We start from the raw sequence: 23,334 nt of genomic DNA on the forward strand, positions 1-23,334 counted from the left end.
GAACGGAGCGGCACATGGCGGTGGCCCGCACCCCACGTCACAAGTGGATCGACGAAGGACTGCACGCGCTCGCGAGAGGCGGCCCCGACGCCGTGCAGATCGAGGCGCTGGCCAAGGCACTTGGCGTCTCCAAGGGAGGCTTCTACGGATACTTCGCCGACCGGCGCACCCTGCTCGACGAGATGCTCGACCGCTGGGAACGCGAGGTCACCGAAGAAGTGGAAGCCCGCGTCGAGCAGCAGGGCGGCGACGCGAAGGACCGGCTGCGCCATCTGTTCGCGATCGTCGACACGGGCGAAGGGCTCGACACCGACATCACGACCGACCTGGCGATCCGCGACTGGGCCCGGCGCGACCCGGCGGTCGCCGCACGCGTACGACGCGTCGACAACCGCCACATGGACTACCTGCGTTCGCTGTACCGCGCCTTCTGCGCCGACGAGACCGAGGTCGAGGCGCGCTGCCTGATCACCTTCTCGCTGTACATCGCCGACCGCTTCCTGTTCGCCGACAACGGCGACCGCAGCCGTGCCGACGTCAACGAACGCACGACGAGGTGGCTGCTCGCCTCGCCGAACTAGGGCCGCTCCGCCGGACGTTCCGGGTCGTACGCCCGAAGGCCGGGGATCCAGCCCCGCACCACCCCGCGGTACACCTCGTACTCCGCCCCGAACTGCCGTCGCAGCGTGGGCTCTTCATAGGTGCGGACGAACGTCGCCATCACCGCCCAGGCCACCAGGCCGTACCCGAGCAGCAGCGGGCGCGCGAGCACCAGGCCCTGGGCGAGGATGAGCGCCACCACCGCCACGTACATCGGGTTGCGCACATAGCGGTAGGCGCCGGTGATCACCAGATGCGCGGTGGGCGCCACCGGCGCGGGCGTGCCGAGGCCCTGCACCACGAAGCGGCCGAAGGAGTGCACGAGGAGCGCCGCCGAGCCGACGCACACGATCCAGCCCGCCGCGCGCACCGCCCAGGGCCACGATCCCCCGTCCGACCAGCCGTCCGAGAGCCACCACGGCACCAGGCCCGTCACCACCCCCGGCGCCACCACCAAGAAGACCGCGCTACCGGCCGCCGCCGCACCCTGACGCATGGCATCAGGATGCGAGATCCACCGCGCCGCGGAAAGGTCCACGACCGGACGGGGCACCAAGGCGCGCGGGGCGTACGCCGTGCGGACGCGCGAGGGTGTGCGCGCGTGCGCACCGCCGCACCGCCCCCCACGTGCAGGTTGTCAGTTTGATCATTGCGCATTACTGTCACCACGCCTTGGTGAACGGGAAATCCGGTGTGATGCCGGTGCGGCCCTCGCCACTGTGATCGGGAAGTCCGGCTCCAGCCCTCGCGGCAGCCACTGGGTGCGCACGCACCCGGGAAGGCGGAGTCCGGTCGGTACGACCCGTCAGCCAGGAGACCGGCCAGGGCGCGTTGTCCATCCACGAGGTGCTGGAGAGGGTCTGCCGAGCCATGCACATAGCCGAGGGTTTCCTTCCCCCGGCGCACGCGATCGCCTGGGGCGTAGCGTCCGCGCCGTTCGTCGTCCACGGAGTCCGCTCCCTGACCCGTGAGGTCAGGGAACACCCGGAGAGCACCCTGCTCCTCGGCGCCTCCGGGGCCTTCACATTCGTCCTGTCCGCGCTGAAGATCCCTTCCGTGACGGGCAGTTGCTCGCACCCCACGGGCACGGGGCTCGGCGCCATCCTGTTCCGGCCGCCGATCATGACGGTGCTCGGCACCATCACCCTGCTGTTCCAGGCGCTGCTGCTCGCCCACGGCGGGCTCACCACGCTCGGCGCCAACGTCTTCTCCATGGCGATCGTCGGCCCCTGGGCGGGATACGCCGTCTACCGGCTCCTCAAGCGGTACGACGTGCCGCTGATGGTCGCCGTGTTCTGCGGCGCCTTCGTCGCCGACCTGTCCACGTACTGCGTCACCAGCGTCCAGCTGGCCCTGGCGTTCCCGGACCCCAGCAGCGGATTCATCGGCGCCCTGGGCAAGTTCGGCGGCATCTTCGCCGTCACGCAGATCCCGCTGGCCGTCAGCGAGGGCCTGCTCACGGTCGTGGTGATGCGGCTGCTCACGCAGTCCAGCAAGGGGGAACTGACGCGGCTCGGCGTACTGCCGCGCAGCACACAGCCGACGGGTACGACGGAGCAGACCGAGACGGAGGCCGGTGCCCGATGAGCCGGAACGCGAAGATCAACACGCTGCTGCTCGTCATCGTCGCCGCGCTCGCGGCACTGCCCTTGATCCTCGGGCTCGGCGACGACAAGGAAGAGCCGTTCGCGGGGGCCGACGCCCAGGCCGAGAGTGCGATCACCGAACTCGAACCGGACTACAAGCCCTGGTTCTCGCCGCTGTACGAACCGCCTTCCGGAGAGGTCGAGTCGGCGCTGTTCGCCCTCCAGGCGGCCATCGGCGCGGGCGTGCTCGCGTACTACTTCGGGCTGCGCAAGGGGCGCCGCCAGGGCGAGGAGCGCGCCCTGGCGCAGGCCACCGACGCCGGGGCCGACGCGGCCCGGCCCGAGTCCGGACAGGTCTGACCCGGAGTGCTGCCCATCGATGCGGCGGCGCACAGCAGCCGCTGGCGCCGCCGTCACCCCGTGGACAAGGCCGTGCTCGGGCTCGGCCTCACCGTCCTCGCCATCTCCCTGCCGCCCTGGCCGGGCGCGGCCCTCGTGCTGGCCGCCGCGCTCGCCGTGCTCCTGGGCCCCGCGGGTGTGCCCCCGCGCAAACTCTGGCGCGCCTACCGCGTCCCGCTCGGCTTCTGCGTCACCGGCGCCCTGACCCTGCTCGTCCAGGTCGGCGGGCCCGACGGGTTCATCACGCCCGCCGACGGCGGCGCGGCGCGCGCGGGCGGTCTGCTCCTGCGCACCTCGGCGGCCTCACTCGGTGTGCTGCTCTTCGCGTTCACGACGCCGATGTCGGACCTGCTGCCCCGACTGGTGCGGGCCGGTGTGCCCGCGCCGGTCGTGGACGTGGCGCTCGTGACGTACCGGATGAGCTTTCTGCTCCTGGACTCCATGGGCCGGATCCGGCAGGCGCAGGCCGCCCGGCTCGGCCACACCACCCGGGCCGCCACCTGGCGTTCCCTGGGCGGTCTCGGCGCGACCGCGTTCGTGCGGGCCTTCGACCGGGCGGGCCGGCTGCAGGCCGGGCTCGCCGGGCGCGGCTACGACGGCACCCTGCGGGTGCTCGTGCCCGAAGCCCGGGTCTCCGGGCGCTTCGTGACCGCGAGCGCGGTCCTCCTCGCGGCCCTGACGGCCCTCACCCTCGTCCTGGAAAGGTTCCTGCCATGAGCGAGCCGGGCGACTCCTTGGTCGCGCTGCGCGGTGTCTCCTACGCCTACGAGGAGGGGCCCACCGTGCTCAGCGGCCTCGACTTCGACGTCGCCGGGGGCAGGGCCCTCGCGCTGCTCGGGCGCAACGGCAGCGGCAAGACGACCCTCATGCGGCTGCTCAGCGGCGGACTGCGCCCGGCCGCGGGCGCGTTGACGCTCGGGGGCACCCCCGTGACGTACGACCGCAAGGGCCTGACCCGGCTGCGCACCACCGTCCAGCTGGTCGTGCAGGACCCGGACGACCAGCTGTTCGCCGCCTCGGTCGAACAGGACGTGTCCTTCGGCCCGTTGAACCTCGGCCTGTCCGACGAGGAGGTCCGCACCCGCGTCGCCGAGGCGCTCGCCGCGCTCGACATCACCGCCCTGTCCGACCGCCCCACCCATCTGCTCTCCTACGGCCAGCGCAAGCGCACCGCCATCGCGGGCGCCGTCGCGATGCGCCCCCGCGTCCTCATCCTCGACGAGCCGACCGCGGGGCTCGACCCCGACGGCCAGGAACGCCTCCTCGGCACGCTGCGGCGGCTGCGGGACGCCGGGACGACCGTGGTCATGGCCACCCACGACGTGGACCTGGCCCTGCGCTGGGCCGACGACGCGGCGCTGCTCACTCCGGCGGGCGTCCGCACGGGCCCGGTCGCGGACCTGCTCGCCGACCGGGAACTCCTCGCGCGGGCCGGGCTGCGGCTGCCGTGGGGCGTCGCCGTCCGGGAACTCCTCAAGGGCCAGGGCCTGCTGCCCGCCACGGGCGACGGGCCCCGCACTCCGGACGAGCTGGCGCATCTGTTCACCCCGTCCCCCGCAAGAAGGGCTCAGTGATCCTTCTGGTGTGTGCCGCACGTTCCTCGGATATGTGATCGCGGAACCTAGGAACTCGGCCGCACTACGCGAGGAGTGACATCCAGAAATGACGTCCGGCGTCGAAACCCTGTCCGGTCGGCGGCACTTGGTGGCACAACGGGTGCGCCCCCTGACCGAGGCTCCGTGGTTCTCCCACACGGCCGTGTGCGCGATCACCCTCAACGCGATGCTCCTGGGGGTGGAGACCTACGCCGGGTTCGCGGACCGCTGGGCCACCCCCCTCGGCATCGTGGAGCACCTGCTGCTCGCGCTCTTCGGCGTCGAGATCCTGCTCAGGGCCCTGGCGCACGCGGACCACCCGGCGGAGTTCTTCCGCAATCCGTGGAACATCTTCGACGCCCTGGTCGTGCTGTGCGCCTTCGCGCCCGGCATCGGCCAGGACTCCACCGTGCTGCGGCTGCTCCGGCTGGCCCGGGTGATCCGCACGGCACGCTTCCTGCCGCAGCTGCGCATCATCCTCAACGCGATCGGCAAGAGCCTGCCGGGCATGGCGAGCTTCCTGCTGGTCGGTTCGCTGGTCCTCTACCTGTACGCCATGATCGGCTGGACCTGCTTCGCCACGGCCGACCCGGAGCGCTACGGCTCACTGGGCCGCGCGGTGATCACCCTCTTCGTCCTCATGACGCTCGACGGACTCGGTGACCTGGTCCACGCGGGCCTGGTGATCTCCCCCTGGTCCTTCATGTACTACGCGTCGTACGTCCTGGTCAGCTCGTTCCTCCTGGTGAACATGCTGATCGGTGTCGTCATCAACTCCCTGGACCAGGCACGGGAGTCCGAAGAAACGTTCAACGCGTCATCCGGTCCCGAGCAGCTGCCGGAGCCGGGATCGGCGGTCGAGCAGGCGACGCTCCAGGACCGCATCGCCACCCTGCGAGCGGGACTCGACGAGCTGGAACAGCAGCTGCCGCTGGTCCCCGCCGGCCGGTCACCCGGGGTTCACGACCGCGTCTGAACGGCGTAGGAGTGGGCGCCGGTGCCCGCGAGGGCGCCGCCGGAGACGATCAGATACGCGTCGCGGATGGGCGTGCCGTCGAGCCAGCACTCCAGGATCTCGCGGGTGCCCGCGGCGTAGCGGGCCTGGGCGGAGAGTGAGGATCCCGAGATGTGCGGGGTCATCCCGTGGTGCGGCATGGTGCGCCACGGGTGGTCGGGCGGCGCGGGCTGCGGATACCAGACGTCGCCCGCGTACCCGGCCAACCGGCCGCTCTCCAGGGCGTGTCGCACCGCGTCCTGGTCGACGATCCGCGCCCGGGCGGTGTTGATGAGGTAGGCGCCGCGCTTCATGGTGGCGAGCAGGTCGGCGTCGAAGAGGTGCTCCGTCTCCGGGTGGAGCGGTGCGTTGACGGTGACGACGTCGCAGTGCGGGACCATGTCGGCCGCCGACTCGTGGAAGACCAGGCCCAGTTCCTCCTCCAGGGCGGCGGGCAGCCGGTGCCGGTCGGTGTAGTGCAGCGTGACGTCGAAGGGGGCGAGGCGGCGCAGGACGGCGATGCCGATGCGTCCCGCCGCGACCGTCCCGACGTGCATGCCCTCCAGGTCGTACGAGCGGGCGACGCAGTCGGCGATGTGCCAGCCGCCCTCGCGGGCCACCCGGTGCGCGGGGAGATAGTCGCGCACCAGCGAGAGCGTCATCATCACGACGTGCTCGGCGACGCTGATGCTGTTGCAGTACGTCACTTCGGCGACGGTCACGCCGTGCGCGATCGCGGCGTCGAGGTCGACGTGGTCGGAGCCGATGCCCGCGGTCACCGCGAGCTTGAGGTTCTTGGCCGCGGCGAGGCGTTCGGCGGTCAGATAGGCGGGCCAGAAGGGCTGCGAGACGACCACGTCGGCGTCGGCCAGTTCGCGGCCGAAGACCGAGTCCGCGCCGTCCTTGTCGGACGTGACGACGAGGGTGTGCCCGCGGCTCTCCAGGAAGGCGCGCAGGCCGAGTTCGCCGGAGACGCTGCCCAGGAGGTGGCCGGGGGTGAAGTCGGTCCCTCTGGGCGTGGGCGCCGACTGGCCGTCGGGGTAGGAGTCGATGCGGGGCAGGTCGTCGCGGGCGCAGGCGGTGGGATATCCGTCGGTGGGGTCGTCGTACAGGACGCAGAGCACCTTGGCCATGGTCACGGCTCCTCGTTCGGGAGGGCGGGCGTGCGGGACGCCCCTCACGGTCCGCGTCCGGCACGCCCGTGGTCAAAGTGAACTCTTCTATCCGCGGCAAGCCGTGGGCTATGAGTCCAGGTGGGCGTGGAGCAGGGTGTCCAGGGTGTCGTGCACCCCGGCCTTCCGTGCGGCCGTCAACAGGGCGCGCACCATGGCGGGTTGCGGGTCCCGTGCCACGAAGGCCAGGCCGACGCGCGGGCCGTGGTCGGGCCCGGAGAGCCGGACCACGCGCATGCCGGGCGGGGTGGCGAACATGTGCAGCCAGGCGTGCGAGATCACGCTCGACCAGCGGCCCGCGGCGAGGTGCGCGTAGAGACCGGCGACGGTGTCCGTCTCCACCGCGGCGGTGGCGCACGCGCCGTCGGCGGCGAAGTTCTCGTCCAGGATGCGGCGGTTGCGCATGCGCGGCGAGAGCAGGCACAGCGGCAGCGCCGCCGCCTGCGCCCAGCCCACCTCGGCGTCCTCGGCGTGCGGCCCGTCGGCGGGGGTGAGGAGCACGTACCGCTCCTCGTACAGCGGCAGCCTGCGCATGTCGCGCAGTGCCTCGTCGTCCAGATAGGTCACCGCCGCATCGATCTCGAAGTCGGCGAGGCGGCGGCTGATGTCACGCGAGGACAGGGACTCCAGGTTCACCTTCGCGGCCGGATGGCGTTCGCAGAACGGCGCGGTGAGCAGCGAGGTGACGGTGAGCGCGGTCGGGATGGCGCCGATCCGCAGCGTGCCGGTCAACTCGCCGCGCAGCGAGGCCAGTTCCTGATGCAGGGCGTCGCGTTCGGCGAGGGTGCGGTGCGCCCAGGCAAGGACGTGCTCGCCTTCGGGCGTCAGGCCCTGGAAGCGGCTCCCGCGCCGGATGACGGGTACGCCGAGCTCGGCCTCCAGCTTGCGTATCCCGGCCGACAGCGACGGCTGCGAGACGAAGCACGCGGCGGCGGCCCGCCCGAAGTGCCGCTCCCTGGCCAGCGCCACCAGATACTCCAGCTGTCGCAGCACAGTTCCTCCAGGTCCCGGCGCCGAGCGGCGGCCCGCCCGCCCCTTCGGTCCACCGGTGCGTCGATGGCACAGGAGAGTGCTGTCAGTTGCAAGGCCATGGGCGGCCAATGGCGGGTGCGTGCGCGGATCTTGAGTCGGTTAGGGTGGCAGATGCAGTGGCCATCCATATGGTGCGGGCCACCGTACGACAGCGGGGAGTGGGGGTTCTCGGCATGACGGACACAACGGCAGGGACCGACGAGGCGCGGCGCGTCGCGGGTCTGGTGGCGGCGCAGGAGAAGGCGGTCGCGCTGTTCGCCGAGGTGGAGGCGCGCGGTCTGGTCGCGCCCGGTGTCGGTGAGCGGGAGGCGAGCGACCGCATCCGCGATCTGGCGAACGACATGTTCGGCACGACCAAGCACTGGCACAAGCGGATCATCCGCTCCGGCCCCAACAGCCTGCTGCCCTACCGGGAGAACCCGCCGGACCGGATCATCAGCGAGGACGACGTCGCCTTCGCCGACTTCGGGCCGATCTTCGAGGAGTACGAGGCGGACTTCGGCCGCACCTACGTGTTCGGCGACGACCCGCACAAGCACCGGCTCCTCACCGACCTGCCGCGCGTCTTCGACGCCGGGCGCGCCGCGTTCGCCGCCGATCCGGACATCACCGGCAAGCAGCTGCACGCCGAGGTCGAGCGGCTCGCCGCGGAGGCGGGCTGGACCCTCGGCATCTGGCACGCGGGGCATCTCGTCGGGGAGTTCCCGCACGAGACCAACGAAGGGGCCAAGGCCGAGTCCTACATCACCCCGGAGAACGACACCCCGCTGCGCCGCACCGACCGCGCGGGCCGCGTCTGCCACTGGATCCTTGAGCTCCACTTCGTCGACGAGCAGCGCGGCTTCGGCGGGTTCTACGAGCAGCTGCTCGACCTCGCGTGACCGTGACCTGCACCGGGGCCCTGCCTGTCCCGGATGTCTCGGCATCCGGCCCGCCCTGTCCGACGGTGGCCTGATCAGTTAGAAAGGTAGGGGTCCTGTCGTCCTCCCGCGGACGCCCGGGACGGTCCCCGCCCACCCTCCACACCGATCCAGAGGTCGTACGCAGATGCCTGCCGCCGCAGCCCCCTGGCTGCTCCTCGCCGTGTTCTCCGGCACCCTGATATCCCTGCAGGCACGGATCACCGGCGAGCTGGCCGCCGGTCTCGGCGACGACGGCTTCGCGGCCGCGGTGATCTCGTTCGGCTCGGGGTTCGTGGTGCTGGCCCTCGGGCTCCTCCTCCTGCGCAAGCCGCGCCGCGGTGCGGGCCTGGTGCTCGCGGACGTGCGCGGCGGGCGGCTCAAGTGGTGGCAGATGCTCGGCGGCTTCGGGGGTGCGGCCTTCGTGCTCACCCAGGGGCTGACCGTCGGGGCGCTCGGCGTCGCGCTGTTCACCGTCGCGATCGTGGCGGGCCAGGTCAGCGGCGGGCTGCTCTTCGACCGGATGGGGCTCGGGCCCGCCGGACCCCAGCGGCCCTCACGGCGCAGGGTCGTCGGCGCGGTGCTCGTGCTCGCGGCGGTCGGCCTGTCGATGGCCGACAAACTCGGCGGCGGATTCCCTTACGTGATGCTGCTGCTCCCGCTGGTCGCGGGCGTGTGCGTGAGCTGGCAGCAGGCGGTCAACGGCCATGTGAAGAACGCCGCGGGCTCCGCGTACGCGGGGACGTTCTTCAACTTCGCGGCCGGTACCACCGCGTTGGGCGTGATCTTCCTGGTGCATGCCGCGGCGGCCGGTGTCCCTTCCGGTCTGCCCAGCGAGCCGTACCTCTACCTGGGCGGTCTGGTCGGCATCGCCTTCATCACCATCGCGGTCGCCACCGTGCAGAAGCTCGGCGTCCTGGTGCTCGGACTGTGCACGATCACCGGCCAGTTGGTCGGCTCACTCGCCCTCGACCTGCTGCTGCCGCACGGCGACACCCGGGTCACGGCAGCCACCGTCGCGGGTGTCGTGCTCGCGCTTGCGGCGGTCTCCGTCGCGGCGCTCTCGGGTCCGCGCACGGGCCGGGTCGTCGCTTCGAGCGGCGCGACCCGGACCGCCGACGCGGAGCGTGTGAAGGGCTAGGCGCTCCGCGGGACATACGGTCCGCATCTGCGGGTGCGCCGTGGCTGGTCGCGCAGTTCCCCGCGCCCCTTCGGGGCGCACCCGAACTGGTTGCGGATGCTCAGGCTCATGGGGGGTGCACCGCGGAAGGCCCCGCGTCCGCGAGCCCCGGTGTGCGATCCGCCTGGCAGATCGGCCGGTCCCCCGGGTCGCTGGTGGGCCACAGGCGTACGGCCACGACGGCGGACCCGAGCGCGAGCGTGGTGAGCGCCGCGGCGGCCGTCGTCATTCCGGCGGCGGAGGCGAGGCCGCCCGCGAGCGGGTAGGTGAGCAGCCAGCAGCTGTGGGTCAGGGCGAACTGGGCGGCGAAGGCGGCCGGCAGGTCGGCGGGCGCGGCCGAGCGCCGGATCAGCCGGCCCGCCGGGGTCAGGACCATGGAGGTGCCCGCGCCGAGGACCGCCCAGGCCGCCAGCAGGCCGGCCCAAGTGACGGTGCCGGACGCGAGGCCCGCGGTGAACAGGCCGAGGGCCGCGGCGAGCACGAAGCCCGCGGGCCGCATGACCGCCCGGTCGCCGTACCGTTCCAGGACGCGCGGCAGCAGCAGGGCGACGACCATGGACCCGGCCCCGAACGCGCCGAGCGCCAGTGATACGTCGCCCGCGCCGCGCCCCAGCCGGTCGCGGACGAGCACCACGGTGTTGACGATGACGAGGGAGCCCCCTGCGGCCGCCGCGAGGTCGAGGGCGAGCAGGGCCCGCAGCCGGGGCGTGGACCAGTAGAGGCGGGTGCCGAACGTCGCCTTGGCGTAGATGCCGCCGCCGCGTTCGACCGGGGCGGGGGCGGGCAGGGCGACGGGGACGACGAGTGCGGCGGAGGCCAGGAAGCCGATGACCGTGCCGGTGAACAGCCAGTTGTAGGTGATCAGGGCGAGCAGTCCGGCGGCGAGGGCCGGGCTGAGCAGGCTCTCCAGTTCGTAGGCGAGCCGGGACAGGGAGAGGGCCCGGGTGTAGTCGCGCTCGGCGGGCAGGATCTCGGGGATGGTGGCCTGGAAGGTGGGCGTGAAGACCGCCGACGCGGCCTGCAGCAGGAAGATCAGGACGTAGATCTGCCAGACCTGGTCCACGAACGGCAGGGCGAGCGCGACGGCGGCGCGGGTGAGGTCCATCGCCACGAGCAGGGCCCGGCGCGGGATCCGGTCGGCGAAGGCGCCGACCACCGGGGCGATGCCCACATAGGCGACCATCTTGATCGCCAGTGCGGTGCCGAGGACGGCGGACGCGTCCGCGCCCGCCAGGTCGTATGCGAGCAGGCTCAGCGCCACCGTCCCGAGTCCCGTGCCCACCAGGGCGATCACATGGGCGGTGAACAGGTGGCGGTAGGTGCGGTTGCGGAGCAGCACGAGCATGACGGCGTCTCCTGGGTCGGCGGCCCGGACACGCTCACGATAGATGACGTGTGCGCACGTGCGCACACGTTTGGCGTGAAGCGTCCGGGCCGCCTTCCTCCTGACGGCCGCTCAGGGATGCCAGGGCTTGCCCGTGACCTGGTGGTCCGCGTGGTTGAGCGCCTCGGTGACCAGTCGGCGCAGATGTCCGTCGCGCAGCGAATAGACCATGCGGCGCCCGTCCTTGCGGGCCTGCACCAGACCGGCGAGGCGCAGTTTGGCCAGATGCTGGCTGACGGCGGGCCGGGCCGCCTCACCGGCCGCCGCCAGCTCGGTGACATCGGCCTCGCCCTGGGCGAGGAGCCACAGCAGATACAGCCGCGTCGGGTCGGCAAGGAGTGCGAAGACCGTCGCCGCGGTCTCCAACTGCTCCCTGCCCGCGGCACGCTGATGCCCATCGGTCGCAGGTGAGGTCATGTCGCGCTCTGGCATGCCCTCATCGTAGAACCGCGGCGACGGCCTCGCGTCATGCGCCGCCCGGGTCACCCGCCGCGGTCGACGCGGACTGCTCCCTGAGGGTGGTGACGATCCCCGAGAAGTCCCGGTCCTTCCCGGCCCCTTCGGCGTAGGCGGCGTACAACTCGGCTGCCTTGAGGCCGAGTTCGGCCTGGACGCCCCCGGCGCGCGCCGCGCTCGCCGCGAGACCCAGGTCCTTGGCCATCAGCGGGGCCGCGAAGCCCGGGCGGTGGTCGCGGTTGGCGGGGCTCGCCGGGACGGGGCCCGGCACCGGGCAGTTGACGGTCAGCGCCCAGCACTGGCCGGACGCGGTGGAGGCCACGTCGAAGAGGGCCTGGTGGGACAGGCCGAGGCTCTCGCCGAGGACGAACGCCTCGCTCACCGCGAGCATCGAGATGCCGAGGATCATGTTGTTGCAGATCTTCGCGGCCTGCCCGGCGCCTGGCCCGCCGCAGTGCACCGCCTTCTTGCCCATGACCGCGAGGAGCGCCTCCGCCTCGGCGAACTCGGCCTCGCCGCCGCCCGCCATGAACGTGAGCGTGCCGGCCTCCGCGCCGACCACTCCCCCGGAGACCGGCGCGTCCAGGGCGCGCATCCCGGCGCCGGCCGCGGCCTCGTGGGCGCCGCGCGCGTCGGCCACGTCGATGGTCGAGCAGTCGATGAACAGCGTGCCGGGGCGGGCCGCGGCCAGCAGTCCCTCGTCCTTGTAGAGCCCGAGGACATGCCGTCCCGCGGGCAGCATGGTGATCACCACGTCCGCCGCGGCGGCCGCGTCCGCCGCCGATCCCGCGGCCTCCACCCCGGCCTCGACGGCACCGGCGAGCAGTGGGGGCAGCAGGTCGTAGCCGATGACCCGGTGTCCGGCCCCGACGAGGTTGCGGGCCATCGGGGCGCCCATGTGGCCGAGGCCGATGAATGCGATCGTGCGCGTGCCGTTCACCACGCCACCTCCTGCGGGGTCGTCGCCAGCTGGATGTCGCCCCCGGCGGGCGGTCCGAAGTACCGCTCCACGTCCGCGCCGTCGACCTCTGCCAGGGTGGCCGGTGTCCAGCGGGGGCTGCGGTCCTTGTCGATCACCTGCGCGCGGATCCCCTCGACCAGGTCGTACGAGGAGAGTGCGGCGCAGGAGATCCGGTACTCCTGCTCCAGGACGCGCTCCAACGGGCCGAGCCCCGGCGCCCTGCGCAGTGCGGTGAGCGTGACCTTCAGGGCGGTGGGCGACTTGGCGGCGAGGGTGTCGGAGGCGGCCTCGGCGTCGCGCGCACCATGGGCGCGGAGCCTGGCGACGATCTCCTCCACCGTGTCGGCGCCGTAGCAGGCGTCGATCCAGGCGCGCCGGCCCGCCAGTTCACCGGGCGGCGGCTGACGCACGTACTCCTTGAGCGCGTCCCAGACCGGCCGCTCGGCGAGGTCGGCGAGGAGCGCGGGCAGGTCGTCGTGCGGCACGAAGTGGTCGGCGAGTCCGCACAGCAGGGCGTCCGCGGCGCCGATCCCGGTGCCGGTCAGGGCCAGGTGGGTGCCCAGTTCTCCGGGGGCGAGCGCGAGCAGATAGGTGCCGCCCACGTCGGGCACGAAGCCGATGCCGGTCTCCGGCATGGCGATCCGGGAGCGTTCGGTGACGATGCGGACGTCGCCGTGCGCGGACACACCGACGCCGCCGCCCATCACGATGCCGTCCATGACCGCGACGTACGGCTTCGGATAGCGGGCGATGCGGGCGTTCAGGCGGTACTCGTCGCGCCAGAAGGCGGCCGAGGCCGCGCCGCCGCCCGCCCGTGCGTCCTCGTGGATGGAGCGGATGTCGCCGCCCGCGCACAGCCCGCGCTCCCCCGCGCCGGTGATGATCACGGTCCGCACGGCCGGATCGTGCTCCCAGACGGTCAGCGCCTCGTCGATGCGGCGCACCATGGCGTGGGTGAGGGCGTTGAGCGCCCGCGGCCGGTTGAGCGTGATGTGGGCCGCGCGGCCCTCGGTCCTGAGCAGCACCTGGTCGTCGGGGGCGGTCATCGGAACGCCTCCGTCAGGCCGCGGGCCACGATGACACGCATGATCTCGTTGGTTCCTTCCAGGATCTGGTGGACCCGCAGGTCCCGGACGATCTTCTCGATGCCGTACTCGCTCAAGTAGCCGTATCCGCCGTGCAGTTGCAGGGCACGGTCGGCGACGGCGTAGCCGGTGTCGGTGGCGAACCGCTTGGCCATCGCGCACAGGTGCGGCGCGCCGGAATCGCCGCGGTCCAGGGCCTGCGCCGCCTGGTGCACCAGGGCGCGGGCGGCGGCGAGTTCGGTCGCCATGTCGGCGAGCCGGAACTGCAGGGCCTGCGCGTCGAGCAGCCGGGCGCCGAACGCCTCCCGCTCCGCGAGGTGGGCGAGACTGCGGTCGAGGGCGCTGCGGGCGCCGCCGAGCGAGCAGGCGGCGATGCCGAGCCTGCCGCCGTTCAGGCCGTTCATGGCGATCCGGAAGCCGTCGCCCGGCCCGCCGAGCAGCCGGTCGGCGGGGATCCGGACGCCGTCGAGGACCACCTGGCGGGTGGGCTGGGCGTTCCAGCCCATCTTCTTCTCGTTCGCCCCGAACGACAGGCCCGGGTCGTCCCGTTCGACCAGGAAGGCGGAGACCCCGTCGGGTCCCGATCCGTCGGTGCGCGCCATGACGACGTACACCTGCGCGGCGCCCGCGCCGGAGATGAACTGCTTCACCCCGTCGAGTACGTAGTGGTCGCCGTCGCGCACCGCGGTGGTGCGCAGGGCTCCGGCGTCGGATCCGGCCCCCGGTTCGGTGAGGCAGTAGCTGCCGAGGTCCTCCATGGCGCACAGGCGGGGCAGCCACCGGGACCGCTGGTCCTCGTCGCCGTATGTGTCGATCATCCAGGCGACCATGTTGTGGATGGAGAGGTAGCCCGCGATGGACGGGCAGCCGGTGGCCAGGGCCTCGAAGACGAGGACCCCGTCGGCCCGGGTGAGGCCGCTGCCGCCCGCGTCCTCGCGCACATAGACGCCGCCGAGCCCGAGCCCGGCCGCCTTGCGCAGCACGTCGACCGGGAAGTGCTTGTCCTGGTCCCAGCGCACGGCGTGCGGGGCCAGGTGGTCCTCGGCGAAGTCCAGGGTGGTCTCGACCAGGGCCTGCTGGTCCTCGGTGAGCGATGTGGTGGTCATGGCGCTCATCCCATGGTGGGGATGGTGAAGTTCGCGCCTTCCCTGACCCCGGAGGGCCAGCGCGAGGTGACGGTCTTCGTGCGGGTGTAGAAGCGGATCGCGTCCGGGCCGTGCTGGTTGAGGTCGCCGAATCCGGACCGCTTCCAGCCGCCGAAGGTGTGGTAGGCCACCGGGACCGGGATGGGCACGTTCACGCCGACCATGCCGGTGTCGACGCGGCGGGTGAAGTCGCGTGCGGTGTCGCCGTCCCTGGTGAAGATGGCCACGCCGTTTCCGTACGGGTGCTCGCTGGGCAGGCGCAGGGCCGACTCGTAGTCGGCGGCGCGTACGACGCACAGGACGGGGCCGAAGATCTCCTCGCGGTAGATCCGCATGCGGGGGCTCACCCGGTCGAAGAGGGAGGCTCCGGCGAAGTAGCCGTTCTCGTGTCCCGGCAGGGTGAAGTTCCGTCCGTCGACGACGAGTTCGGCCCCTTCGTTGACGCCGATGTCCACATACCTGCGGACCCGGTCCAGGGCGTCCTTGCTGACCAGCGGGCCGAAGTCGGCGCCCGCGTCGTCGGAACGGCCGATGCGGAGCGCGCCGATGCGCTCCTTGAGCGCGGCGACGAGCCGGTCCGCGGTCTCCTCGCCGACCGGCACGGCCACCGAGATCGCCATGCAGCGCTCGCCCGCCGAGCCGTATCCGGCGCCGATGAGGGCGTCGACGGCCTGGTCGAGGTCGGCGTCCGGCATCACGATCATGTGGTTCTTGGCGCCGCCGAAGCACTGGGCGCGCTTGCCGTGGGCGGCGGCGGTGGCATAGATGTGCGCGGCGATCGGTGTGGAGCCGACGAAGCCGAGCGCGCCGACCCGCGGGTCCTCCAGGAGGGTGTCGACCGCGTCCTTGCCGCCGTTGACGACATTGAGGACACCGGGCGGAAGTCCTGCCTCCAGGAACAGTTCGGCCAGCCGCAGCGGCACGGAGGGGTCGCGCTCCGAGGGCTTCAGGATGAATGCGTTGCCGCAGGCCAGGGCGGGCGCGGCCTTCCACAGCGGGATCATCGCGGGGAAGTTGAACGGGGTGATCCCGGCGACCACGCCGATCGGGGAGCGCAGCGAGTGCACATCGATGCCGGTGCCCGCGTTGTCCGTGAACTCGCCCTTGAGCAGGTGCGGGATCCCGGCGGCGAACTCCACCACCTCCAGGCCGCGTTGCAGGTCGCCGTGCGCGTCGGCCACCGTCTTGCCGTGCTCGGCCGAGAGGAGCCGCGCCAGGGATTCGCGTTCCTGGTCGACGAGTTGGAGGAAGCGCAGCAGGACGCGGGCCCTGCGCTGCGGGTTCCATGCGCCCCACTCCCGCTGGGCGGCGACGGCGTCGGCGATCGCCGCCTCGGTGTCGACCCGGCCCGCGAGCGGTACGCGGGCCTGTACGGAACCGGTGTTGGGGTCGTACACGTCGCCGAAGAGGCCCGACGTGCCTGAGGTGTGCTTGCCGCCGATGAAATGGGTGAGTTCACGGACCACGGTGAGCCTGCTCTCGTCAGGTGGGGATCCGGGGATGGCACGGCGCACCGGCGAACGGCGCCCTGTGGGGCGCGTTCGGGTCGGGGCCGCGGGACGCGAAGGCCGAAGAGCCGTCGCGGAGCATGTGGTCGGCGTACGCCGCGGCCGGGATCCCGTGCGGGGCCGGTGAGTTGGCGTACGTCGTCCTAAGAGGTGGCGGGTGCCGCCGCTCGCTCCGCCGGATCACCTGGGTCGTGGGTTCGGACCGGTGCCATGCGTGTCTGCTCCATCCTCGTGGACAACACGGAACACCCCGCGGCCGGTATCCTGACTCCCGGATCGACGCACGCTCCCCCGCCTTCCCGACGGACACGACGTCCTTCGGTGGCGCGTTGTTCGGCGAGAACGCACTCCCCGGTCACAGTGGCGGGACCGCGCCGGATTCACACCGGCTTCCCTGACACCGCGGGCCTTGCCCAGGACCATATAGTTGGACGTCCTAGTAAGTCCACCCCGGCCCGGTCCTCCGGCCCCGACGGGCCGCGGCGGCTGCGCAGTTGGCCCGGTCCGTGTCCCATCTCACCGTCCCGGAATGTGATCAAGGCTGCCCAAGACGGTGGCCCGGCCTCTAGGGTGGCCCGTGCAGCTGGTTCGCCCTGCCCGCCAGGCAGGCGCGTCGCAAGAGGGAACCCGGTGGGAATCCGGGACTGCCCCGCAGCGGTGAGTGGGAACGACCGCCGTCATACGCACTGGATCCGCCGGATCCGGGAAGCGACGGCCAGTAGGAATCTGCCCCGGCAGACGCGCCCACGAGTCCGAAGACCTGCCCGTTGCCCGTACGTGACCGATCACGTGCGGACATCCCGGTGACCTCGTGGGCGGGTCGGCGTACACACCAGACGGAGAACGGCGTCATCGGCGCGAGTTCGGCCCGTCCGGTTCGTCACCCCTTCGCGTCCGCGTCCCGTCCCGGGATGCTCAGGAGTCATCTCGCGAAGGAGATTTCCGTGACAGCGAAGTCCGCAGCCGCGGCAGCACGGGCCACCGTGTACGGCTACCCCCGCCAGGGCCAGAACCGCGAACTGAAGAAGGCCATCGAGGGCTACTGGAAGGGCCGCGTCACCGCGGACGCCCTCCGGGAGACCGCGGCGGACCTGCGCCGCTCCACCTGGCGGCACCTGGCCGACACCGGCATCCACGAGGTGCCGACCGGTGACTTCTCGTACTACGACCATGTCCTGGACACCAGTGTCATGGTCGGCGCCGTCCCCGCCCGGCACCGGGCGGCCGTCGACGCCGACACCCTGGACGGGTACTTCGCGATGGCGCGCGGCACCCAGGACGTGGCGCCGCTGGAGATGACCAAGTGGTTCGACACCAACTACCACTACCTGGTGCCCGAACTGGGTCCCGATACCGTCTTCACCGCCGACTCCACCAAGCAGGTCGGCGAGCTGACGGAGGCCCTCGCCCTCGGCCTCTCGGCCCGCCCGGTCCTCGTCGGCCCCGTCACGTATCTGCTGCTCGCCAAGCCCGCGCCCGGTGTGGCCGCCGACTTCGAGCCGCTGACCCTCCTCGACCGGCTGCTGCCCGTGTACGCGGAGGTGCTCGCCGACCTGCGCGCCGCCGGTGCCGCCTGGGTGCAGCTCGACGAGCCGGCCCTGGTGCAGGACCGCACCCCGGCCGAACTCAACGCCGCCGCCCGCGCCTACCGCGAACTCGGCGCCCTCACCGACCGCCCCAAGCTCCTCGTCGCCTCCTACTTCGACCGGCTCGGCGACGCCCTGCCCGTCCTCGCGAAGGCCCCGATCGACGGCCTGGCCCTCGACTTCACCGACGCGGCGGCCGCGAACCTCGACGACCTCGCCGCCGTCGGCGGCCTGCCCGGCAAGCGGCTCGTCGCCGGTGTGGTCAACGGCCGCAACATCTGGATCAACGACCTGGAGAAGTCCCTGGCCACCCTGGGCACGCTCCTCGGGCTCGCCGACCGGGTCGACGTCGCCGCCTCCTGCTCCCTCCTGCACGTGCCGATCGACGCCACGGCCGAACGGGACATCGACCCGCAGATCCTGCGCTGGCTGGCCTTCGCCCGGCAGAAGACCACCGAGATCGTCGCCCTGGCGCGCGGTCTCGCCCAGGGCACCGACACCATCGCCGCCGAACTCGCCGCCAACCGCGCCGACCTGGCGTCGCGCACCGGCTCCGCGATCACCCACGACCCGGCCGTACGCGCCCGCGCCGCCGCCGTCACCGACGCCGAAGGACGCCGCTCGCAGCCCTACGAGGAGCGGGCCGCCGCCCAGCGCTCGCACCTCAAGCTGCCGCTGCTGCCCACGACCACCATCGGCTCCTTCCCGCAGACCACCGAGCTGCGCACCGCGCGCGCCGACGTACGCGCGGGCCGCATCGACACCGCCGGGTACGAGGAGCGGATCAAGGACGAGATCCGCGAGGTCATCTCCTTCCAGGAGCAGACCGGGATCGACGTCCTCGTGCACGGCGAGCCCGAACGCAACGACATGGTCCAGTACTTCGCCGAACAGCTCACCGGCTATCTCGCCACCCAGCACGGCTGGGTCCAGTCGTACGGCACCCGCTATGTGCGCCCGCCGGTCCTGGCCGGGGACATCTCGCGCCCCGAACCGATGACGGTGCGCTGGACGTCGTACGCCAACTCGCTCACCGACCGGCCGGTCAAGGGCATGCTCACCGGCCCCGTCACCATGCTCGCCTGGTCCTTCGTCCGCGACGACCAGCCGCTCGGCGACACCGCGCGCCAGGTCGCCCTCGCCCTGCGCGACGAGGTCAACGACCTGGAGGCGGCGGGCACTTCGGTCATCCAGGTCGACGAGCCCGCCCTGCGCGAAACCCTGCCGCTGCGCGCCGCGGACCACGCCGCCTACCTGGACTGGGCCACGGAGTCCTTCCGCCTCACCACCAGCGGCGTCCGGCCCGACACCCAGATCCACACCCACATGTGCTACGCCGAGTTCGGCGACATCGTCCAGGCCATCGACGACCTCGACGCCGACGTCATCAGCCTGGAGGCCGCCCGCTCCCACATGCAGGTCGCCCGCGAGCTGGCCGAGCACGGCTATCCGCGCGAGGCCGGGCCCGGCGTCTACGACATCCACTCCCCGCGCGTGCCCGACGCGGACGAGGCGGCCGCCCTGCTCCGCAAGGGACTTGAGGCCATTCCCGCCCAGCGCCTCTGGGTCAACCCCGACTGCGGCCTGAAGACCCGCGGCTGGCCCGAGACCCGTGCGTCCCTGGCGAACCTGGTCGCCGCCGCCCGCACGGTCCGCGGCGAACTGCCCGGGTCGTGACGACCGGGTGACTCCCGGGGCCGGGGCGCCTTCTGGTGCCCCGGCCCCGTGCCTTCGCCCCACTCACGTCTGGGGCGCCGCCCTCGACGGCAGCACGGCCACGGCCTGGGTCCCGGACGGCCCGCGCGGCCACCTGACGACGGACCTCGCCAGGCCCGTCCGCGTCCAGAAGGTCACCCCCACCTGGAACGGCACCGCGCGCGGCCCGGTGACACCCGGCTCGCCCGGTACGTGCGGGTGACGGTGCGCGGCGTGGAGGGGGCCAAGGAGCATCCGGGGATCGCGGAACTCACGGTGCGCCGGGCGGATGGGACGGGAGATGCCACTTCCCGGACGGGAGGTGTCACATCCCGGGGTGCGGCGGTGTCTTCATGTCGTACAGGCCGGAAGGCCACTGACGAAGGAGCACACGATGACACCGCGTATCCCCAAGGCCGAACTTCCCGCCGAGATGAAGGAGGCCCTGATCAAGCAGCTCGGTGCCGTGCCCGAGCCCTTCGAGGTGGTGTTCCACAACCCCGCCGTCGCCACCTCCAACCAGGAGTTCGCGGCGAAGGTGGCGGAGTGGGATGCCGTCGACGAGGGGCTCAAGACGTTCGCGCACATGACGGTGGCGTCGCTGATCGGCTGCAGCTGGTGCCTGGACATCAACTACTTCGCCGCGTCGAACCAGAACCTCGACCTGGCGAAGGCGAGCCAGGTGCCGAACTGGCGTGCCTCCGATGTGTTCACCCCGCTGGAGCGCGAGGTGATGGAGTACGCCGAGGCCATGTCGAGCACGCCGCCGACCGTCTCGGACGAGCTGTCGGCGAGCCTGCTCACGCAGCTCGGCCCGGCAGGACTGGTCGAGCTGACCGTGTTCATCGGGTTCGCCAACCTCGCGGCCCGGGTCAACACGGCGCACGGGATCACGTCGCAGGGCTACTCCGAGTCCTGCACGATCCCGCTGGCCGAGCGTCCCGCCGCGGCCGAGGTTGCCTGACCGCATGCCGCACGAGTCTCATGACGTGATGACCGATGATCCGTTCGTCACCCATCGCAGCCTGCTGTTCACCGTCGCCTACGAAATGCTCGGCTCCGCGGCCGACGCGGAGGACGTGCTCCAGGAGACCTGGCTGCGCTGGGCCGACGTCGACCGCTCCCAGGTGCGTGAGGCGCGGGCGTATCTCGTCCGCGCCGTCACCCGCCAGTCCCTCAACCGGCTGCGCACGCTGGCGCGCAGCCGCGAGGACTACGTGGGCGAGTGGCTGCCCGAGCCGCTCCTCACCAGCCCCGATGTCGCCGAGGACATCGAGCTCGCGGAGAGCGTGTCGATCGCGATGCTGACCGTGCTCGAGACGCTCGGGCCGGTGGAGCGGGCCGTGTTCGTGCTCCGCGAGGTCTTCGAGATGCCGTACGGGGAGATCGCCGAGGCCATCGGGAAGTCCCCGGCCGCGGTGCGGCAGATCGGCCGGCGGGCCCGCGAGCACGTGGCGGCCAGGCGGCCGCGGGTGCGGGTGAGCCGGGCGGAGCAGCGGGCGGTGGTGGACCGCTTCCTGGCGGCGTTGCGCACGGGGACGCTGCAGGACCTGATGGAGGTCCTGGCCCCGGACGTGGTCCTGGTCGCCGACGGGGGCGGGCGCGTGTCCGCCGTGCTGGCACCGGTCCACGGGGCCGACGTGGTGGCACCGATGCTCGCGCGCGCCCAGCAGGTGGTGGACGCGCTGGAGACGACGACGGTGTGGCTCAACGGCGAGCCCGCGGGTCTGGTCGCGTTCGACGGGGTACCGGCCGCGCTGAGCGTCGAGGTGGCGGACGGGCGGATCACCCGCCTCTATGTGGTGCGCAATCCGGAGAAGCTGACGCGCATGGACGTGCTGGCCGAACTCTCCCGGTAGGGCGGGATGTTGCTCCACGGTGCGGGCCTGGCGTCGTGAGGGTTCCGGGCGGTCTCGGCCGCCGCCCGGAACAGCGCGCCGCCGTCCGCTCCCCGCCGACCGCTACTCTGCGCGACGGTATGGCCAATGACATAATCACGGGGCCCTCTGCCGCCTCACTCGCGTCAGCGATCTCGCACACGCTGGAGTCATGCATGACGTCTACGTCCTCCGGAAGCCGCATCGACACGAGCAGGGCGCACCCGGCGCGCGTCTACGACTGGCTCCTCGGCGGCAAGGACAACTATCCGGTCGACCAGGATGTGGCCGAGAAGCTGCCGCCGGAAGCGCGCCTGAACGCCATGCGCAACCGGGCGTTCATGCACCGCGCGGCGGCCTGGCTCGCGGGCAACGGCATCGACCAGTTCCTCGACATCGGCACGGGCATCCCGACGGAGCCGAATCTGCACCAGATCGTGCAGGGCATCGTGCCGTCCGCGCGGATCGCCTACGCCGACAACGACCCCATCGTGCTGCGGCACGCGGAGGCGCTGCTCGTCAGCAGCCCCGAAGGCGGCACCGACTACATCGAGGCCGACGTACGACAGCCCGGGGCGATCCTCGAACACGCCCGTACGTTCCTGGACTTCGAGCGGCCCATCGCCCTTTCGATGATCGCGCTGATGCACTTCATCACCGACGAGGAAGACCCCTACGGCCTGACCAGGACGCTCGTCGACGCGCTGCCCTCGGGCAGCTACCTCATGTTCTCCCACGGCACCACCGATGAGCACCCGCACCTCGTGAAGTCGGTGACCGCCACGTACCGCAAGGGCGAGATCCCGTTGCGGATGCGGACGCGCGCCGAGGTCGAGCCGTTCTTCGAGGGCCTGGAACTCCTTGACCCGGGGCTGGTCACGGCGACCAGGTGGTACAAGGAATCGCCCGCGCCCGCCGAGGAGTTGAGCGGCTTCTACGTCGGCGTCGCGCGCGTGCCGTAGGGCGGCCCCGGCAGACAGTTCTTCCTTTCCGAGGACAAAGCATGGACGCGCTCCGGCGCCGTCTCTACGCTGAGCGTCGCTCTGCCACGGAAATCTGCGTAACCCATGCCGGAACCACGCAGGAGGAAGAGTGAAGCCACGCCCCACGCCGTTGCCGGGCCCGTCCCGCCCCTACGGCCCGTCCCACCGCGGCGCCCGAAGATCCACCGGTCTGCTGCTCACCGGACTCCTCTGCGGCGGACTGCTCACCCCCGCGGCGGCCGCGCGGGACGATCCGCGGCCGTTCGCGGACCTGCCGCCGCAGGAACCCGGCGTCACCCTGCGGGTGTTCGACGTCCAGACCCCGCTGAAGAAGCTGTGCGACCTCAAGCCCGCACAGACCCCCAACGTCGACAAGCTGATCCCGACGGCCGACTGGACGTCCACCGACGGCTTCGGGTTCAGCGACAACTTCGTCTCGCAGCTCACCGGCAACCTGAACGTGCCCGAGGCGGGCACCTACGGCTTCCGGCTGATCAGCGACGACGGCTCCCGGCTCACCCTCGGCGGGCAGCGGGTCATCGACCACGACGGACTGCACGGCGCCGAGCCCAAGGACGGCGAGATCACCCTCGACGCCGGATACCGCCCGCTGCGCATCGACCACTTCGACGCGGGCGGCGACCAGCAGGTCACGCTCCAGTGGAAGCCGCCGGGAGCAGCCGGGTTCACCACCGTGCCCCACTCCGTGCTCAGTACGGACGCCGGTGTCGTACGGGTGACGGCGCCCGGCCGCAAGGAGTGCGAGGGGACGTACGACACCCCCGGCGACGGACTGCCGCTCACCGACGTCAACCCCGGGTACCAGCTGACCGACCTGCGGCCCAAGGGCCTCGAGCCGCAGGTGTCCGCGATGGACTGGCTGCCCGACGGCCGCCTCGCGATCACCACCTGGGGCGGCAGCACGGAGACGAAGGGCGAGGCGTACCCCGTGGACGGTCCCACGGGCGCGGGCGACCCCGAGTCGGCCGCCGCGGGCGCCATCCGGCTGCAGGACCACGGCAACAAGGTCCGCTTCCGCGACGTCTGGGTGCAGCCGCTGTCCTGACCCGGCCCTGGCGACGGCCCGAGGGCCGTCGGCGGGGCCCCGGGCGTCGCAGCAAGCGGGGGGCGGGACCGGATGTAAGTATTTAGGGGTGTGGCCGATAAGCACAAGGGGTGCGTGAACCCGACCGGGGC

At 72.0% G+C, this 23,334-nt stretch carries 21 protein-coding genes, 1 pseudogene and 3 riboswitches; of the genes and pseudogenes, 13 read left to right on the forward strand and 9 right to left on the reverse strand.

The features are described from left to right. Nucleotides 1–14 precede the first annotated feature (14 nt). Complete coding sequence (locus ACFWZ2_RS03315) at nucleotides 15–581, forward strand: TetR/AcrR family transcriptional regulator (protein ID WP_384541065.1); 567 nt, start codon at nucleotides 15–17, stop codon at nucleotides 579–581. On the opposite strand, the gene ACFWZ2_RS03320 is transcribed toward ACFWZ2_RS03315, so the two are convergent. Then, a complete protein-coding gene (locus ACFWZ2_RS03320) occupies nucleotides 578–1,096 on the reverse strand; it encodes a methyltransferase family protein (RefSeq protein WP_384541067.1) in 519 nt (172 codons plus the stop codon). The two genes, ACFWZ2_RS03315 and ACFWZ2_RS03320, sit on opposite strands and share 4 nt — an antisense overlap. Before the next feature lie 147 nt (nucleotides 1,097–1,243). After that, a riboswitch (cobalamin riboswitch) is annotated at nucleotides 1,244–1,441 on the forward strand. 29 nt (nucleotides 1,442–1,470) lie between these two features. Here ACFWZ2_RS03320 and ACFWZ2_RS03325 point away from each other — a divergent pair. The 5 genes from ACFWZ2_RS03325 (at nucleotide 1,471) to ACFWZ2_RS03345 (ending at nucleotide 5,156) form a co-directional block, all read left to right on the forward strand. Beyond that, nucleotides 1,471–2,187 carry an energy-coupling factor ABC transporter permease gene (locus tag ACFWZ2_RS03325; RefSeq protein WP_384541070.1) on the forward strand — a complete coding sequence of 239 codons (717 nt, stop codon included), beginning with the start codon at nucleotides 1,471–1,473 and terminating at the stop codon, nucleotides 2,185–2,187. Continuing rightward, nucleotides 2,184–2,546, forward strand: a complete 363-nt coding sequence (locus tag ACFWZ2_RS03330) for an energy-coupling factor ABC transporter substrate-binding protein (RefSeq protein ID WP_384541072.1) — start codon at nucleotides 2,184–2,186, stop codon at nucleotides 2,544–2,546. Before ACFWZ2_RS03325 ends, ACFWZ2_RS03330 begins: the two co-directional genes overlap by 4 nt. A 6-nt stretch (nucleotides 2,547–2,552) precedes the next feature. Beyond that, nucleotides 2,553–3,302 carry a cobalt ECF transporter T component CbiQ gene (cbiQ, locus tag ACFWZ2_RS03335; RefSeq protein WP_384541075.1) on the forward strand — a complete coding sequence of 250 codons (750 nt, stop codon included), beginning with the start codon at nucleotides 2,553–2,555 and terminating at the stop codon, nucleotides 3,300–3,302. Continuing rightward, nucleotides 3,299–4,159 (forward strand): energy-coupling factor ABC transporter ATP-binding protein, encoded by an 861-nt coding sequence (locus tag ACFWZ2_RS03340; RefSeq protein ID WP_384541078.1) that lies wholly within the window; start codon nucleotides 3,299–3,301, stop codon nucleotides 4,157–4,159. Before cbiQ ends, ACFWZ2_RS03340 begins: the two co-directional genes overlap by 4 nt. Before the next feature lie 88 nt (nucleotides 4,160–4,247). Continuing rightward, nucleotides 4,248–5,156, forward strand: a complete 909-nt coding sequence (locus ACFWZ2_RS03345; RefSeq protein WP_384541080.1) for an ion transporter — start codon at nucleotides 4,248–4,250, stop codon at nucleotides 5,154–5,156. On the opposite strand, the gene ACFWZ2_RS03350 is transcribed toward ACFWZ2_RS03345, so the two are convergent. Continuing rightward, nucleotides 5,141–6,307, reverse strand: a complete 1,167-nt coding sequence (locus ACFWZ2_RS03350; protein WP_384541082.1) for an NAD-dependent formate dehydrogenase — start codon at nucleotides 6,305–6,307, stop codon at nucleotides 5,141–5,143. The genes ACFWZ2_RS03345 and ACFWZ2_RS03350 overlap by 16 nt on opposite strands. 108 nt (nucleotides 6,308–6,415) lie before the next feature. Continuing rightward, nucleotides 6,416–7,339 (reverse strand): LysR family transcriptional regulator, encoded by a 924-nt coding sequence (locus ACFWZ2_RS03355; protein WP_384541084.1) that lies wholly within the window; start codon nucleotides 7,337–7,339, stop codon nucleotides 6,416–6,418. 212 nt (nucleotides 7,340–7,551) lie between these two features. Here ACFWZ2_RS03355 and ACFWZ2_RS03360 point away from each other — a divergent pair, with 212 nt between their 5' ends. Both ACFWZ2_RS03360 and ACFWZ2_RS03365 read left to right on the forward strand, forming a co-directional pair. Beyond that, entirely contained in the window at nucleotides 7,552–8,259 is a 708-nt protein-coding gene (locus tag ACFWZ2_RS03360; protein WP_384541087.1) for a M24 family metallopeptidase, read from the forward strand. 166 nt (nucleotides 8,260–8,425) lie between these two features. After that, nucleotides 8,426–9,418: a DMT family transporter gene (locus ACFWZ2_RS03365; protein WP_384541090.1), complete on the forward strand. Its 993-nt coding sequence runs from the start codon at nucleotides 8,426–8,428 to the stop codon at nucleotides 9,416–9,418. Nucleotides 9,419–9,524: 106 nt separating this feature from the next. Here the strand turns inward: ACFWZ2_RS03365 and ACFWZ2_RS03370 are convergent, their stop codons facing one another. The 6 genes from ACFWZ2_RS03370 to ACFWZ2_RS03395 form a co-directional block, all read right to left on the reverse strand. Beyond that, nucleotides 9,525–10,802 carry an MFS transporter gene (locus ACFWZ2_RS03370; protein ID WP_384541092.1) on the reverse strand — a complete coding sequence of 426 codons (1,278 nt, stop codon included), beginning with the start codon at nucleotides 10,800–10,802 and terminating at the stop codon, nucleotides 9,525–9,527. Nucleotides 10,803–10,913: 111 nt separating this feature from the next. After that, the gene (locus ACFWZ2_RS03375; RefSeq protein WP_384541095.1) at nucleotides 10,914–11,273 is read right to left on the reverse strand and encodes an ArsR/SmtB family transcription factor; all 360 of its coding nucleotides are present in this window, start codon (nucleotides 11,271–11,273) and stop codon (nucleotides 10,914–10,916) included. 34 nt (nucleotides 11,274–11,307) lie between these two features. Then, nucleotides 11,308–12,237 carry a 3-hydroxyisobutyrate dehydrogenase gene (gene mmsB / locus ACFWZ2_RS03380; protein ID WP_384541267.1) on the reverse strand — a complete coding sequence of 310 codons (930 nt, stop codon included), beginning with the start codon at nucleotides 12,235–12,237 and terminating at the stop codon, nucleotides 11,308–11,310. Continuing rightward, nucleotides 12,234–13,304: an enoyl-CoA hydratase/isomerase family protein gene (locus ACFWZ2_RS03385; protein WP_384541097.1), complete on the reverse strand. Its 1,071-nt coding sequence runs from the start codon at nucleotides 13,302–13,304 to the stop codon at nucleotides 12,234–12,236. Before ACFWZ2_RS03385 ends, mmsB begins: the two co-directional genes overlap by 4 nt. Beyond that, nucleotides 13,301–14,449 (reverse strand): acyl-CoA dehydrogenase family protein, encoded by a 1,149-nt coding sequence (locus tag ACFWZ2_RS03390; protein ID WP_384541100.1) that lies wholly within the window; start codon nucleotides 14,447–14,449, stop codon nucleotides 13,301–13,303. Before ACFWZ2_RS03390 ends, ACFWZ2_RS03385 begins: the two co-directional genes overlap by 4 nt. A 5-nt stretch (nucleotides 14,450–14,454) precedes the next feature. Further along, nucleotides 14,455–15,954: a CoA-acylating methylmalonate-semialdehyde dehydrogenase gene (locus ACFWZ2_RS03395; protein WP_384541270.1), complete on the reverse strand. Its 1,500-nt coding sequence runs from the start codon at nucleotides 15,952–15,954 to the stop codon at nucleotides 14,455–14,457. Nucleotides 15,955–16,232: 278 nt separating this feature from the next. Beyond that, nucleotides 16,233–16,435, reverse strand: a riboswitch (cobalamin riboswitch). A gap of 128 nt (nucleotides 16,436–16,563) precedes the next feature. Next, a riboswitch (cobalamin riboswitch) is annotated at nucleotides 16,564–16,779 on the forward strand. A 161-nt stretch (nucleotides 16,780–16,940) separates the two neighbouring features. On the opposite strand from ACFWZ2_RS03395, the gene metE reads away from it, so the two are divergent. The 5 genes and pseudogenes from metE to ACFWZ2_RS03420 form a co-directional block, all read left to right on the forward strand. Next, nucleotides 16,941–19,259 carry a 5-methyltetrahydropteroyltriglutamate--homocysteine S-methyltransferase gene (gene metE, locus ACFWZ2_RS03400; RefSeq protein ID WP_384541102.1) on the forward strand — a complete coding sequence of 773 codons (2,319 nt, stop codon included), beginning with the start codon at nucleotides 16,941–16,943 and terminating at the stop codon, nucleotides 19,257–19,259. 412 nt (nucleotides 19,260–19,671) lie between these two features. Further along, nucleotides 19,672–20,241 (forward strand): carboxymuconolactone decarboxylase family protein, encoded by a 570-nt coding sequence (locus tag ACFWZ2_RS03405; protein ID WP_384541105.1) that lies wholly within the window; start codon nucleotides 19,672–19,674, stop codon nucleotides 20,239–20,241. A gap of 28 nt (nucleotides 20,242–20,269) precedes the next feature. Then, the gene (locus tag ACFWZ2_RS03410; RefSeq protein ID WP_384541108.1) at nucleotides 20,270–21,136 is read left to right on the forward strand and encodes an RNA polymerase sigma-70 factor; all 867 of its coding nucleotides are present in this window, start codon (nucleotides 20,270–20,272) and stop codon (nucleotides 21,134–21,136) included. A gap of 194 nt (nucleotides 21,137–21,330) precedes the next feature. Beyond that, nucleotides 21,331–22,116 carry an SAM-dependent methyltransferase gene (locus ACFWZ2_RS03415; RefSeq protein ID WP_384541110.1) on the forward strand — a complete coding sequence of 262 codons (786 nt, stop codon included), beginning with the start codon at nucleotides 21,331–21,333 and terminating at the stop codon, nucleotides 22,114–22,116. A gap of 130 nt (nucleotides 22,117–22,246) precedes the next feature. Next, a pseudogene (locus ACFWZ2_RS03420) lies at nucleotides 22,247–23,131 on the forward strand (PA14 domain-containing protein); the annotation flags it as partial. Nucleotides 23,132–23,334: the final 203 nt, after the last annotated feature.

Origin of the sequence: Streptomyces sp. NPDC059002 (assembly GCF_042740435.1) — a bacterium.
Classification (GTDB): Bacteria; Actinomycetota; Actinomycetes; order Streptomycetales; family Streptomycetaceae; genus Streptomyces.

What these genes read in the sequence shown, in the direction of transcription:
- ACFWZ2_RS03390 (WP_384541100.1), bottom strand. Translation starts at nt 14,449, where the DNA reads ATGACCACCACATCGCTCACCGAGGACCAGCAGGCCCTGGTCGAGACC.
- ACFWZ2_RS03320 (WP_384541067.1), bottom strand. Translation starts at nt 1,096, where the DNA reads ATGCGTCAGGGTGCGGCGGCGGCCGGTAGCGCGGTCTTCTTGGTGGTG.
- ACFWZ2_RS03365 (WP_384541090.1), top strand. Translation starts at nt 8,426, where the DNA reads ATGCCTGCCGCCGCAGCCCCCTGGCTGCTCCTCGCCGTGTTCTCCGGC.
- ACFWZ2_RS03315 (WP_384541065.1), top strand. Translation starts at nt 15, where the DNA reads ATGGCGGTGGCCCGCACCCCACGTCACAAGTGGATCGACGAAGGACTG.
- ACFWZ2_RS03340 (WP_384541078.1), top strand. Translation starts at nt 3,299, where the DNA reads ATGAGCGAGCCGGGCGACTCCTTGGTCGCGCTGCGCGGTGTCTCCTAC.
- ACFWZ2_RS03410 (WP_384541108.1), top strand. Translation starts at nt 20,270, where the DNA reads ATGACCGATGATCCGTTCGTCACCCATCGCAGCCTGCTGTTCACCGTC.
- ACFWZ2_RS03350 (WP_384541082.1), bottom strand. Translation starts at nt 6,307, where the DNA reads ATGGCCAAGGTGCTCTGCGTCCTGTACGACGACCCCACCGACGGATAT.
- ACFWZ2_RS03360 (WP_384541087.1), top strand. Translation starts at nt 7,552, where the DNA reads ATGACGGACACAACGGCAGGGACCGACGAGGCGCGGCGCGTCGCGGGT.
- ACFWZ2_RS03385 (WP_384541097.1), bottom strand. Translation starts at nt 13,304, where the DNA reads ATGACCGCCCCCGACGACCAGGTGCTGCTCAGGACCGAGGGCCGCGCG.
- ACFWZ2_RS03405 (WP_384541105.1), top strand. Translation starts at nt 19,672, where the DNA reads ATGACACCGCGTATCCCCAAGGCCGAACTTCCCGCCGAGATGAAGGAG.
- ACFWZ2_RS03345 (WP_384541080.1), top strand. Translation starts at nt 4,248, where the DNA reads ATGACGTCCGGCGTCGAAACCCTGTCCGGTCGGCGGCACTTGGTGGCA.
- ACFWZ2_RS03325 (WP_384541070.1), top strand. Translation starts at nt 1,471, where the DNA reads ATGCACATAGCCGAGGGTTTCCTTCCCCCGGCGCACGCGATCGCCTGG.
- ACFWZ2_RS03330 (WP_384541072.1), top strand. Translation starts at nt 2,184, where the DNA reads ATGAGCCGGAACGCGAAGATCAACACGCTGCTGCTCGTCATCGTCGCC.
- ACFWZ2_RS03370 (WP_384541092.1), bottom strand. Translation starts at nt 10,802, where the DNA reads ATGCTCGTGCTGCTCCGCAACCGCACCTACCGCCACCTGTTCACCGCC.
- ACFWZ2_RS03415 (WP_384541110.1), top strand. Translation starts at nt 21,331, where the DNA reads ATGACGTCTACGTCCTCCGGAAGCCGCATCGACACGAGCAGGGCGCAC.
- ACFWZ2_RS03375 (WP_384541095.1), bottom strand. Translation starts at nt 11,273, where the DNA reads ATGCCAGAGCGCGACATGACCTCACCTGCGACCGATGGGCATCAGCGT.